We start from the raw sequence: 13276 nt of genomic DNA, 5'->3' as shown, positions 1-13276 counted from the left end.
TATGTTTACAGCATTAAGAATATTAATGCAACAAATTTGGGACTATGCTCAATACATAGGAAGGAATTTGTTGATTTACAATTCATTACCATTTTGTTGTTTGACATAAAGCTTCTAATAGACAACGACTTTTTCGAGTAAGCTTTTTTCACTATCTTTAATTTAATTTTTCTCTCTTTTCACTATAAATAATGACTTCATATTGATCTTCTTTAATCATATGTTGTGCTTTCTCTGAATCAAGGAACTCCTGGACTGTTTTTTCAATTTTATCTACAACATCATTTACATCTGGATCTGTAGGTGATAAATTCGTCTTAATTGAAATGGTAAAAGGAATTAATTTATTTGAATAACCTACCATCTTTACTTTATATTCAGGTTTTGCGGTTAAACCGTCAGAGATAGTATTAACGATAGGCAACCATCTATCTTCTCGTTCTCGTTTATAAGGGTCATATGTGTGTACTTTTATTGAGAATTCTCCCATTTGTTGCTGTCTTAAACTTTCAACAATTTGTTTTTTAATGTCTTCTGTTCTCGTCTCCGTTTTGGGTAATTCAAATTCAATCAAACCATTATTAATTCCATTTTCTTGCCCCAGAGAGTTGTAACCATATTTTTGTAGTACTTCTAAAACTACATCGCTTATTTTTTCGTACTCCTCCCATTCTTTCTTTTCATCAAAAGTCGGTTCCTCTATAACTGGAGCTCTTGACACTTTTATTTCGTAGGCATCAAAATTTCTAGATTTCAATATATCTCTAATAAGTTCTTCTACTGACAATTTAACTTGATTAAAGTATTCATCTGAACCAACTATCATTACGCTTACCTCTTTAGGTTGAACAACAACACCTAATCCGTCCCATTTATATCCCTTTTCATCAAGAGCCTCACTAATTTCATCAATTACTGGTTTAGATTCAATTAACATATTCAGATATGGAATTTTAGAAGCTATTTTTGCCATAGCTGGAGATACAAATGTTGAGCCAATGAAAAGAACACAAGCTGCAGCAAGGGATAACGAGAAAGTAACCGCCTTTTTTCCAAACGTTCTTTTTTGCTTCTTTACGTCAATTCGAAACGCATTCCAATCTTTATCAATTTGTTCTTCTATTTCTTCATTAATACTTCCATCAACATATCGCTCTGGCAGTTCCTCAATAAATTTTTCAAGAGTTTTAGGAACCTGTAACTGGTCTAATGAATGGATAATAACTTCCTTTTTATAACCCATTAGTCTTAACCTCCTGAGAAAAACTGTTTGATTCTTTAATTGTTTGAGCTAACTTTTCTTTTCCCCTTTTCATCCTAGTCTTTACTGTATTGATATTTTCATTGAGAATGAGAGAAATTTCCTTCACGGTCAACTCTTCAAAAAAATAAAGAAAGATGGGTAAACTCTGTTCTTTTTTCAATTTCATTATATGACCTATCATTTCATTTTTGTTTTCTTTATTGATAGCAATATGTTGGGCAGATTGAGTTGTCATTTTCATTTTGGCTTCGCTATTATCATCCATATCAATATGTAAAAGTCGATTATTTTTTCGATAAATGTCTATAGAACGTGAATAAACGATACGGTAAAACCATGCTTTAAAATTTGTCATATCCTTACTTTTCATAATGCTAATATAAGCTCCTTCTAGAGCATTTTGAAGTGCATCTTCTGCGTGTTCTTTTGATCTAAGTATAAGATAAGCTGTTTTATAAGCAGATGGCAGCAAGTCCTTTACCAGTAGACTAAATGCCTCTTTATCTCCTCTCCTTATTCTTTCTACTAATTCCTGTTCCTTCTTCAAATGGGGAACCCCCTTTTATTAATTCTATATAGTATAACGATATTAAACGTTCGTTTGGTTTCATTTTGTCTAATTTAAATATCGATATCATCTTTGTGATAAACAAAGTATCGCGTAATTACTTTATACAATACTTTAACATGATCAATTTTATAGATATGGAAAAAAGGATCTTCAGGTCGAATCAAAGATCCCTTTATGCTACTTGTTCAACTCCCCATTAATGGATGAACAACCCTTTTATTAATGTTTCTTCCACTCTAATTTATTTAAAATATATTAATTACATAGTTCATTCTCTATCCTCCTCAATTAACTCCGGTAAGTGATCCACGTCTTTGAATAATTTATTTGATTATTAAGAAATAGCCTGAATTTATCCCAAGTAAAGGATTTCCTTTGGCTTCTTCTGTTTAGCCATTTAAATAGTAAGCTCTCGATTTTCTCTTTAATTGTTAACAGTTTGGGTATTATCCGTGATGCAATAATAGTTGTAATAACCTATTAGTGATTGTTTAAATCTATCCATAATCATATGAATATCTTTATTCCTATTATTCTTCAGCCATTCTTTAGTTTCTCTTAGTTTGCCTTGGACTTTCCTCCTGCTGGTTTTCCGCTTTACTCGGAACTTCCCGTGCTTACTTACCCCACAATAGTGTGTAAACCCGAGGAAATCAAAGGTATCCGGTTTGCCAGTCCCGTCACGTTTTGCATTCTTTTCCGCAAATCGTCCGAAGGGAATTATTTTAGTTTTATCCTCGGCTATTTCCAAGTTAAATTTCTTTAATCTCGCTTTTAATGAATGGAAGAATTGCTGGGCTTCACTTTTATTCTGAAAACAACAAACAAAGTCATCTGCGTATCTTACTATATATGCCTGGCCTTTACATTGTTTCCTAACCACTTTTTCAAACCATAAATCAAGAACGTAATGGAGATAGACATTGGCTAATATGGGAGATATCACTCCACCTTGCGGTGTGCCATTGTCTGTCTTGTATTTCTTACCTTCCTCCATATATCCACCTTTAAGAAACCTGCTGATTATTCTCAGTAGGTTAGTGTCAGTGATTCGGAGTTTCAAGAATTCCATCAACCATCTGTGGTTAACGTTATCAAAGAAGCCTTTAATATCTACATCTACTACATAACTTACTGCTCTCTTCTCAATATACTGATTCAGTATTTTCAGCGCATCGTGGCAGTTTCTATTTGGACGGAACCCAAATGAGCAGTCTAGAAAGTCATTTTCATAGATGGCATTTAGTATTTTCGTAATGCCTTTTTGAACAATTTTATTTTCATGTTCCGGTATTCCCAATGGTCTCATCTTGTTTGAGTTGAGTTTTGGGATATACATTCGTCTTACTGGAACAGGACGATAACTTTTGCTTTTAAGCCTACTTACTAAGTCCTCTATGTTTTCTTCCAAGCTGTCACTGTATTGTTCTTTTGTCGTTCCGTTGATACCAGTTGCCTTTTTATTAGGCAATTCATGATGACACTGAGTTAGGTATTGCTCATTCAATAAATGCGCAAGAGATGTGAAATTCATTTTAGGCTCGGATTTTGCTAACTCTGCTATCCTTAGTAGTTTTGTTTCCATTTATTATACCTACCTCTGTGTGTAGTAAATGTGTCCCTAGTAAGGGTGATAACTGGTAGCTAGCCTTCCCTCCATCGGCATTACCCAACTTCATTGGTACTACGCTGCTATCCGACTCCCTACAATCGGCATTTGGTTTCCTTGCTTGTTATCGCTTGTAGACCATACTCTTCAATAGAAAAAAGACCGGTAGGGTCTCCCGAGTTGCCGTATCATATCAATGTGTAACGTGCCAAGGTCTCTGACTCCAGAGAGGTTTTACCCTTCTTGCCTTTGACGAAGGATAAAATGTAGCTTTCTGAACGCAGGTAAGTCATCAGCCCTCTCGATTTACTAACGTTTATGGAGCTCAATCCCTTCAACCATTTGGCTTTCGGCCCGCCACCTAACTGTCTACGCTTAAAGAATCCCACCCGCTATATGATACGACCTAGGCTCGGCCGCACACCTACCCCGTTAGTGCAAAAAGAAAAGAGCCAGAGACTCGTTAATAATCTTCAGCTCTTGCACCCTATAGTTTAAGTATATTCTTCACGATCTTACTTTTACACTAAACTAAAGGGTTGCCTAGCAACCCTTTAGTTTAGTTCACTTGTTAGCTTAATATCGTTAAAACATAATTTACAGATTTTTCAATGCTTCTCGTCTACTAAGTGGCTTTAAATTATTTAAAGAAACAAACTCTTTTACAACTAAGGGATTTGTTTTTGCATATTCTCTCAAGATCCAACCTATTGCTTTTTGAACAAAAAATTCTTCACTATCAGCCCTATTAAGAATATATTGAAATAAGCGTTTTTCATCTGTTCGATTCTTGTAATAAAGTTGATATAGTAACGCTGATCTTTGTAACCAAAAATTCTCATCTAAAATCCATTGATCTGCATATTGAGAAATTAGTTTTGGATAGGCTATAAACATATAACCCATTATATGAGGGGAAAGCACATCCACAGTATCCCACCATGACTTATTAACTAATAAGGAACTTAACCATGGCATATCGTCGGGGGTGAGATCCATTTTTACTTTGTCAAGTATATCGAGTGCTGCTTTTTGATACTCTCTTTCTGCACGTTCCCACAATGTAAGAATGACATCTTTTAGGTAATCTTTTTTCGGTACACCAAATTCACTTAAAAAATGTTTCGTTAGTTTTCGACGTATTGGTGTTCGAATACCTAAAAAGTCAAACTGGTTCCTCAAGTAATTTTTAGACCAGTTAGCATAATCCATATCAATATGTTGGGTATATAGTTTAACAAGTTCCTCAACGTAACTGTTTATTATGACCATTACTTAGCACCTAGTTTTGGAATTTCTTTATATTTTAAGCTGTTCTTCAATTTCTTCTCCTCTATTACCAAGGTATATAGCTTTTTTTTCTGGAATAATCACACGATATGTGACAATTCCTGCATCGGCAATCTCTTTTAAGAAGTCTAAGAAAGGTAGAGAGATGTTTGAGATTGCCTCAAGTACCTTATTTCGATTAAAGTTATCTGAAATTACCAAGTTTACTTGGGAATCTGTTTTAAACTCTGAATATACTCCTTTATATGTTGCTTGCCCTGTTGCAACTTCTATTTCGTATTCATTTATCCCTCTTTGGGACAATTCATCTAAGAATTGAGAAAAATCGATTACACCGTTACTTCTTCTTCGGATAATTTCTTGAAACTCACTTTCTGTTATTTTGTCATTCATGAATAGTACCTCCAATTATGATTATATTCCCTTAACGTCATCATAATTATAACCTTGGTGATACTTCTTATTCTTGTAAAAATGGGACATTATCTTTATCAAATGAAAAGAATTCACTCGGTGTTGAAGCAGTATGCTTTCGAAATTCTTTTATAAAATGTGATTGGTCAGTATATCCAGCTTCAAAGGCTATATCTACAAATTTATTTTTTTCATTCGCCAAATTTATGGCATATTGAAATTGTACAATTTGTGAAAATGTCTTAGGGGAAATACCTATTCTTTCAGTGAATTTTCGTCCAAATTGCCTTCTGCTAAGAATTACATCTTGGGCTAAATCATTAATTCGAATTGTGCCATGCGTCGATATGATTTCTTTTATAACACATGAAATCCAAGGGTCAGCCTCTACAGTTTTAAATTCATTCCATAACATTTGCTCTACTAGTGCTAAAAAATTATATGGGCTTTCATCTTGTATATTCAAGATTCTATCCCAGTCTGATTCTTTCATCCAAAAATCCATTAAACCAATACTAGTTCCTGCCACTTCTTTAGGAAGAATCTTTTTCCACTGAAAAAGAGCTTCTGGCTTAAAAAAAACTAATACAGAAGAAATATTCTCTGTAGCCTGAAAAGTTTTTGGAGCTGAATCAATACCTGTTATTCCAGCACTTTCAAGTTTCCGACTTTGATTTCCACTTAATACATTAATTTGGCCTAAGTTTTGAAATCCCATTACATGAAAAATATCAGGATAAACTATATAAGGTTCTTTTGATCCTTTACCTTGCCATACTATTTTTTCTACAAATGGAGCTAATCTCTTTGGACGAATAACTATCATTGGAGTTCGGCCTTTCTTCAATCTTTTCTGTTTAAAAAGCAGTATTAAAAACAACCATGGGGAATGCTACATTATTTTTTCAATTACTATTAGTATCTCTTCCTCTACACCATTTTAACAGACTAGAGAATTTCTATATTCAAAAAAATCATAATAACACTTTTTGTTTTTTATTTAGCTAAGTGACCCGGTTACTTGTGTCACTAGTCGAGTAGAAGGGAGCCTTTCTACCTTGCGGTAAATTGTACTCCTCCCCCCTCACAGAACCGTGCTTGCGCTATTAACGCACACGGCTCCTCCAAATTATCATTTACAGATTGTAGCTAATTTCTTTTCTTAGATCATAAATATTCACTTTGATTTTCGGTGAAGGTAGTGGATATTTATTAAGAAATAGCCTGAATTTATCCCAAGTAAAGGATTTCCTTTGGCTTCTTCTGTTTAGCCATTTAAATAGTAAGCTCTCGATTTTCTCTTTAAAGTTGTTAACAGTTTGGGTATTATCTGTGATGCAATAATAGTTGTAATAACCTATTAGTGAGCGTTTAAATCTATCCATAATCATATGAATATCTTTATTCCTATTATTCTTCAGCCATTCTTTAGTTTCTCTTAGTTTGCCTTGGACTTTCCTCCTGCTGGTTTTCCGCTTTACTCGGAACTTCCCGTGCTTACTTACCCCACAATAGTGTGTAAACCCGAGGAAATCAAAGGTATCCGGTTTGCCAGTCCCGTCACGTTTTGCATTCTTTTCCGCAAATCGTCCGAAGGGAATTATTTTAGTTTTATCCTCGGCTATTTCCAAGTTAAATTTCTTTAATCTCGCTTTTAATGAATGGAAGAATTGCTGGGCTTCACTTTTATTCTGAAAACAACAAACAAAGTCATCTGCGTATCTTACTATATATGCCTGGCCTTTACATTGTTTCCTAACCACTTTTTCAAACCATAAATCAAGAACGTAATGGAGATAGACATTGGCTAATATGGGAGATATCACTCCACCTTGCGGTGTGCCATTGTCTGTCTTGTATTTCTTACCTTCCTCCATATATCCACCTTTAAGAAACCTGCTGATTATTCTCAGTAGGTTAGTGTCAGTGATTCGGAGTTTCAAGAATTCCATCAACCATCTGTGGTTAACGTTATCAAAGAAGCCTTTAATATCTACATCTACTACATAACTTACTGCTCTCTTCTCAATATACTGATTCAGTATTTTCAGCGCATCGTGGCAGTTTCTATTTGGACGGAACCCAAATGAGCAGTCTAGAAAGTCATTTTCATAGATGGCATTTAGTATTTTCGTAATGCCTTTTTGAACAATTTTATCTTCATGTTCCGGTATTCCCAATGGTCTCATCTTGTTTGAGTTGAGTTTTGGGATATACATTCGTCTTACTGGAACAGGACGATAACTTTTGCTTTTAAGCCTACTTACTAAGTCCTCTATGTTTTCTTCCAAGCTGTCACTGTATTGTTCTTTTGTCGTTCCGTTGATACCAGTTGCCTTTTTATTAGGCAATTCATGATGACACTGAGTTAGGTATTGCTCATTCAATAAGTGCGCAAGAGATGTGAAATTCATTTTAGGCTCGGATTTTGCTAACTCTGCTATCCTTAGTAGTTTTGTTTCCATTTATTATTCCTACCTCTGTGTGTAGTAAATGTGTCCCTAGTAAGGGTGATAACTGGTAGCTAGCCTTCCCTCCATCGGCATTACCCAACTTCATTGGTACTACGCTGCTATCCGACTCCCTACAATCGGCATTTGGTTTCCTTGCTTGTTATCGCTTGTAGACCATACTCTTCAATAGAAAAAAAGACCGGTAGGGTCTCCCGAGTTGCCGTATCATATCAATGTATAACGTGCCAAGGTCTCTGACTCCAGAGAGGTTTTACCCTTCTTGCCTTTGACGAAGGATAAAATGTAGCTTTCTGAACGCAGGTAAGTCATCAGCCCTCTCGATTTACTAACGTTTATGGAGCTCAATCCCTTCAACCATTTGGCTTTCGGCCCGCCACCTAACTGTCTACGCTTAAAGGCTAAAGTTACCTTTAGCCCTCCAAGACTCGCTACGAGCGAATGGCTAGTTCTTACTCGACGGGAATCCCACCCGCTATATGATACGACCTAGGCTCGGCCGCACGCCTGCCCCTTTAGTTCCATAAGAAAAAGCTGACTTAAAGACAGCTCAAATCTTCAGCTAAGCACCCTTTAGTTCAAAAAGGTTGTTCAATAAAGAGTACTTTTGAATCATTGACTCAGTTTAATATTCCACATTCTTTTAACCTCTACTAACTCCTGTCCATTAAACTCCATTCTGTATATGTCTGGTTTTGATGTATGAAGTAAAAAATCCAAATCGTACTTTTTGTCATAATACCCCAGCATCAATGTCATCACTGCTCCGTGAGTGCCCAAAACTACTTTCTTCCCCCGAAAAGAAGTTAATATTTCTTTTAAGACTTTTATAGATCTTTTCTGGCAACCAGAATTAGATTCTGCTCCCGCTAATGTAAAATTGGGTTCAGAAAACGACCTATTTAACAAACGGAATAATTCTTTATCAGGTATTCTAGTGCCTTCAGTAGAAAAAATTCTTTCTTTAAGATCCTCAAAAATCAATACTTCTTGTCCTATATCCTTAGCTATCTGCTCAACTGTTAGGATTGAACGTCTGTATGGGCTTGAGATAACAGCGTCAATACTCTCCATTTTTAATAGGTCAGCTATTCGTAAAGCGTCTAATTTACCTTTTTCAGTTAACCCTCTTGTTTTTTCTTCCCCTTCTTTTGGTGAATCACCGTGTCTTATCATATATATAAATGTTTTCATAGTACGTCCGAGAAAATGAATTTATAGATTATAAATACAGAACTAAAGTCGAAGCTTTTCGGAAACCTTTTTATATTTGGGTTGATTTTACCAATTTTTTTAACTTATTTACATCATTTCAATTCAATTTCCTTAATCCAAAATTCCAATAAATCCATTGGTTCTTCTCTTGTATGTACATAATAAATTTTTATATCCTTTTGGCTCACATTTTTCGAAAGAACAAAAGAGAAACTAAATTTTTTAGATGTTTTCACATCAAATATTTGCGGGGACAATTTGGGGGGATTTTCTTTATCTATCCTTTTACGAACTGATTCCTCTAAGCCCTTCCAATCCATTTTGTTTATACTCTTCATATCTTGTACGTTTAACATTTGATACTTTCTCATTATTAATAACATAAAAGACAATAAAATCAGTGGGAAACCGATACGCATCCAACGGTTTTTTCCAAACCCCTGTTATTGTATACCTTCCGTTTTCATTGTGGTAAGAAAAATTCAAGGAAGCAGGAGTTGTATGATACCAAGAATTGAAAACACAATATCCTACAAAAAGTAATATGAGGAATACTGGTACTATAAGAAAAAGTGAAAATAATCTACTTCTTTTCCAGAGTTTTATTCCAAAAATCAAACATCCAGTAAAAATAATTAAAGTAACAACAAGTGACATACAATTTTCCCCTTAAAGTGCAAATATTTTATTCTTCTTTAAGCATCTACTTATTTAAATATATATTGAATGTAGGTAAACACAAAATTGGAAATATTTATTAAAATATCCTGCCTGTTAGCCTAAAAAAAACAGGATAGCCGCAGCCATCCCTTTATTAACATAAGCACCCGTTCGTAATATAAGGTTAGCCAGATTTTTCTGGTTGACCTTTTTTCATATGGTCTTAATATAACGGTAGTCGGGGTAGAACGTCGCACCCGTGGGATTTAATCCCGTCAGCTAAACTGTTCACCCCCTACTTGTATAAGCATGTTTCAGGCTGGTTGGGACAACGATCCCGTTTAACAAGCGAACCTATGACATTACAAGAAGCCTTAGGGGATACCGACTAATATTGTATTTCTAGGAGGAGATAAAGTATGAATCCAGTCATTGGTCTGGACGTATCAAAAGGAGAAAGTCAGGTACAGGCATTTTTAGATAAGGGTAAACCATATCGTAAGAGCTTTAGTATTAAACACGATCTTGAAGGTTTAGGGAGTTTATTAGAATTCCTTCATGAGGTGGAGAGAGCAGCTGGCGGTTATCAACCTTCGGTTGTTTTAGAATCAACTGGGCACTACCATACTCCCGTTATTCAGTTTTTAGAGGAACAAAAATATGTTTTTATTATTGTTAATCCTCTTATCTCACACAGAGCTAAGAGCTCAAGCCTACGAAAGGTGAAAACAGATGCAATTGATGCTTATCACCTTTGTGAACTGTATTACAAAGAGGAGTTAGAGCCTTACAAGAAGCGTGGAATTCAACTCTTAAACCTTCGTAATCTAACAAGACAACAAGAGAGTATTGCAGAAATATCAGCGAAAACAAAGTTACAGCTGCATTCTCTGATCGATCAGGTATTTCCTGAGTATCGAGGGGTGTTTGGAAGCCTCTATTCAAAGGTATCGTTGCTTACTTTACTAGCATTCCCTACTTCAAAGGCAGTATTAAGTGTGAGTGATAAAGAGTTAACGGATAAAATAGCTTCATTATGTACAAGTCGTTCGGAGTCTTGGGCAAAGGAAAAGGCACAGAAGTTGCGAGAAGCAGCCCTTCGTAATCCTTTTCAAGACAATCTCTACCAAAGTCATATCTTTAACCTTGAGATCTTAGTTAAGATTGTTCTTCAATACCAAGAGCATCTATCCAAGATTGCGGATGAAATAGATGCTCTCGCTAAGGGAATTGAAGAATATGAGATCCTACAATCTATCCCTGGTATTGGAGAAAAAATCGCTGGAACGATTATTTCTGAAATCGGAGAGATAGATCGGTTTAATGATGCCAAGAAGTTAGTTGCATTCGCTGGAATAGATCCTAGTGTGTACTCTTCTGGAAAGTTTACTGCATCCGTAAATCGAATTACCAAACGTGGCTCATGTAGACTTCGCCATGCCCTGTATATGGCTGTTCAAAGTGGTATTCGGGATGCCCGTAAAAAGAAAACGACTGATGAAATCATTCCACGGAATAGAAGACTACGAGAGTTTTACGACAAGAAACGAGAAGAAGGAAAACCCTTCAGAGTAGCAATCATTGCCTGTGCAAATAAGCTCTTACATTGGATTTACGCATTATTAAAAAGTAGATCCACTTTCCAAGATATGTTTTAAAACCTATCTCTAACTAAATACGTCAAAACCTTCCAATAAGAGCATAAAGGAAGGTTATTTGGCATGAACATTTTTAGTATATCATGAGGTTATTAAACTTTTTATTGAAAAATGTTGACAAACTATTAGCTGGTTTACTTTGAGTACAATATTTCACAAACTTCTACTAATATCGATTAGTTAAATAACTTTATTCCCCTTCTATACTGAAGATAGGCCGTATTGAACAAAAGCACCCGTTCGTAAAAGTCGAGTAGAAGGGAACCTCTCTACCTTACGGTAGATTGTGTTCCTCCCCCCTCACAGAACCGTGCTTGCGCTATTTACGCACACGGCTCCTCCAAATCATCATTCACAAAAGGTTAATTTTTGCTATCCTTAATAGTTTAGTTTACATTTATAATTTCTACCTCAGCGTGTAGTAAATGTGTCCCTAGTAAGGGTGATAACTTGGTAGCAGCCTTTCCTCCATCGGCATTACCCAACTTCATTGGTACTACGCTGCTATCCGACCCCCTACAACGGCATTTGGTTTCCTTGCTTATTATCACTTGTACACCATACTCTTCTATAAGAAGAGACCGGTAGGGTCTCCCGAGTTGCCATATCATATCAATGTCTGACGTGCCAAGGTCTCTGACTCCAGAGAGGTTTTATCCTTCTTGCCTTTAACGACGGATAAAATGTAGCTTTCTGCTGTGCTTAAGGCATCAGCCCTCTCGATTTACTAACATTATGGAGCTCAATCCCTTCAACCATATGGCTTTCGGCCCGCCATCTAACTGTCTACGCTTAAAGGCTAATGTTGCCAGTAGCCCTCCAAGACTCGCTACGAGTGAATGGCTAGTTCTTTCTCGACGGGAATCCCACCCGCTATATGATACGACCTAGGCTCGGCCGCACAAACATAATTAAGACTTATGAATAACTCTTTCTCTGAGTAAATATGGCACTGATGATTTACTTTTTATCAGTCCCTTTGTATTGCTTGTTATATGTATGTAATCTTCCGCTTTTTGAGAATTCATCCAAGTGATTTCTTCAATTTCTTCTGGCATTGAAATATTAATTTCCCCTCCGATTATTTTACCTCTAAAAGTAAAGAAAATAGCGTGATGTCCTCTATCTTCGAAAAATGCTTCACTTACAGAAAAAACACCATCTATCTCTACATCTAAACCGGTTTCTTCCTTTACTTCACGAATTGCAGCTTCTTCAAGTGTTTCCCCTTGCTCGACTGCTCCTCCAGGAAGTGTGTAGTAAGAAGATTTTTCTCCCTTATTTTTAACCATCAATACTTTCTCATCAAATTCATCAAAGAGAAGTACATATGTAACATCTACTCTTTTCATAAATTCGCAATCCTCCTATTAAATTTGACACGATATTAATTCTTAATTATTTTTTGTAATACTAAACTAATGCGCCCTTTAATGGAATAAGGATTGTTTTTATCTAATTTGTTCCTGAATCTTTTGTATAACTTCTTTATAAAAAGTAACTTGATGTGGAACGAATTTACCCCTGTTTACACTTTCTTTAATTATTTGCTTTTGTCCATCATCATTTATTTTAAATCCACTGATTTCGGTTTCACCTTTTTCTCCAGACCAAAGTTGAGCAAAATCAATAAATTTAGTTTTTACTATCCCTGAAACCTCGTCCACTTGAAGTGTGAAGTCATCAAAGATATTTCCGCATTTATATAAAAAAACGTTTGCTAATTCTTTATCAATAAAACCTTCTTGCACAACACAATAATCAATTACACCTAACTTTATTAACTCCTTAAAAGATAAATCTATACCAATTTCTTCTTTAATTTCTCTTACTCCATCCTCAACTGTTTCATCAGCTAATAGATGTCCAGCAGCAGTTATATCTAATAGGTTAGGATAGTCTTTTTTATTTTTACTACGAAGCTGTAAATAAATATAATCTATTCCTTGTTCATTACTGATAAACGAACAATGAAACGCTTCGTGCCAATATCCAATCCTGTGAACATCACTCCGAGTAGCTATACCTATTAGATTCTTATTATCATCAAAAATCTTTAATTTCTCTTGCTCTCCCATAAAATGCCCCCATAAGTCACTTATCTTTCTATTTCTGGTTCTTAAA

Annotated in this window: 12 protein-coding genes; 1 reads left to right on the top strand and 11 read right to left on the bottom strand. The window is 35.5% G+C overall.

Going from position 1 to position 13276, the window contains the following annotated elements; genetic code table 11:
* Positions 1 to 157: 157 nt before the first annotated feature.
* The 9 genes from ACN6MY_RS12650 to ACN6MY_RS12610 all read right to left on the bottom strand — a co-directional run bounded on the left by ACN6MY_RS12650 (position 158) and on the right by ACN6MY_RS12610 (position 9491).
* Positions 158 to 1243, bottom strand: a complete 1086-nt coding sequence (locus ACN6MY_RS12650) for a DUF4030 domain-containing protein (protein ID WP_419880516.1) — start codon at positions 1241 to 1243, stop codon at positions 158 to 160.
* A complete protein-coding gene (locus ACN6MY_RS12645; protein WP_090989503.1) occupies positions 1233 to 1811 on the bottom strand; it encodes an RNA polymerase sigma factor in 579 nt (192 codons plus the stop codon). Before ACN6MY_RS12645 ends, ACN6MY_RS12650 begins: the two co-directional genes overlap by 11 nt.
* A gap of 448 nt (positions 1812 to 2259) precedes the next feature.
* The gene (gene ltrA / locus ACN6MY_RS12640; RefSeq protein WP_419880515.1) at positions 2260 to 3420 is read right to left on the bottom strand and encodes a group II intron reverse transcriptase/maturase; all 1161 of its coding nucleotides are present in this window, start codon (positions 3418 to 3420) and stop codon (positions 2260 to 2262) included.
* Between the two features lie 621 nt (positions 3421 to 4041).
* Positions 4042 to 4716, bottom strand: coding sequence for a DNA alkylation repair protein (locus ACN6MY_RS12635; protein ID WP_419880514.1), 675 nt, complete (start codon positions 4714 to 4716; stop codon positions 4042 to 4044).
* 27 nt (positions 4717 to 4743) lie between these two features.
* Complete coding sequence (locus ACN6MY_RS12630) at positions 4744 to 5127, bottom strand: DUF1398 family protein (RefSeq protein ID WP_328102897.1); 384 nt, start codon at positions 5125 to 5127, stop codon at positions 4744 to 4746.
* A gap of 67 nt (positions 5128 to 5194) precedes the next feature.
* Positions 5195 to 5974, bottom strand: a complete 780-nt coding sequence (locus tag ACN6MY_RS12625; RefSeq protein ID WP_419880513.1) for a helix-turn-helix domain-containing protein — start codon at positions 5972 to 5974, stop codon at positions 5195 to 5197.
* Positions 5975 to 6284: 310 nt separating this feature from the next.
* Positions 6285 to 7613: a group II intron reverse transcriptase/maturase gene (gene ltrA / locus ACN6MY_RS12620; protein WP_419880512.1), complete on the bottom strand. Its 1329-nt coding sequence runs from the start codon at positions 7611 to 7613 to the stop codon at positions 6285 to 6287.
* Between the two features lie 618 nt (positions 7614 to 8231).
* Positions 8232 to 8813: a histidine phosphatase family protein gene (locus tag ACN6MY_RS12615; protein ID WP_419880511.1), complete on the bottom strand. Its 582-nt coding sequence runs from the start codon at positions 8811 to 8813 to the stop codon at positions 8232 to 8234.
* Between the two features lie 306 nt (positions 8814 to 9119).
* On the bottom strand, positions 9120 to 9491 hold the full coding sequence (locus tag ACN6MY_RS12610; RefSeq protein ID WP_419880510.1) for a hypothetical protein: 372 nt from the start codon (positions 9489 to 9491) through the stop codon (positions 9120 to 9122).
* Between the two features lie 422 nt (positions 9492 to 9913).
* On the opposite strand from ACN6MY_RS12610, the gene ACN6MY_RS12605 reads away from it, so the two are divergent.
* Entirely contained in the window at positions 9914 to 11152 is a 1239-nt protein-coding gene (locus ACN6MY_RS12605; protein WP_419880509.1) for an IS110 family transposase, read from the top strand.
* Between the two features lie 911 nt (positions 11153 to 12063).
* Here the strand turns inward: ACN6MY_RS12605 and ACN6MY_RS12600 are convergent.
* Together ACN6MY_RS12600 and ACN6MY_RS12595 are read right to left on the bottom strand one after the other, a co-directional pair.
* Positions 12064 to 12504, bottom strand: a complete 441-nt coding sequence (locus tag ACN6MY_RS12600; RefSeq protein ID WP_419880508.1) for an NUDIX hydrolase — start codon at positions 12502 to 12504, stop codon at positions 12064 to 12066.
* Between the two features lie 99 nt (positions 12505 to 12603).
* The gene (locus tag ACN6MY_RS12595; RefSeq protein WP_419880507.1) at positions 12604 to 13230 is read right to left on the bottom strand and encodes an NUDIX hydrolase; all 627 of its coding nucleotides are present in this window, start codon (positions 13228 to 13230) and stop codon (positions 12604 to 12606) included.
* Positions 13231 to 13276: the final 46 nt, after the last annotated feature.

Source organism: Peribacillus sp. B-H-3 (assembly GCF_048572925.1).
In the GTDB taxonomy this organism is placed as follows: Bacteria; Bacillota; Bacilli; order Bacillales; family DSM-1321; genus Peribacillus.
The sequence above is the reverse complement of the archived record's forward strand: the minus strand, read 5'-3'. Positions and strand labels throughout refer to the sequence as shown.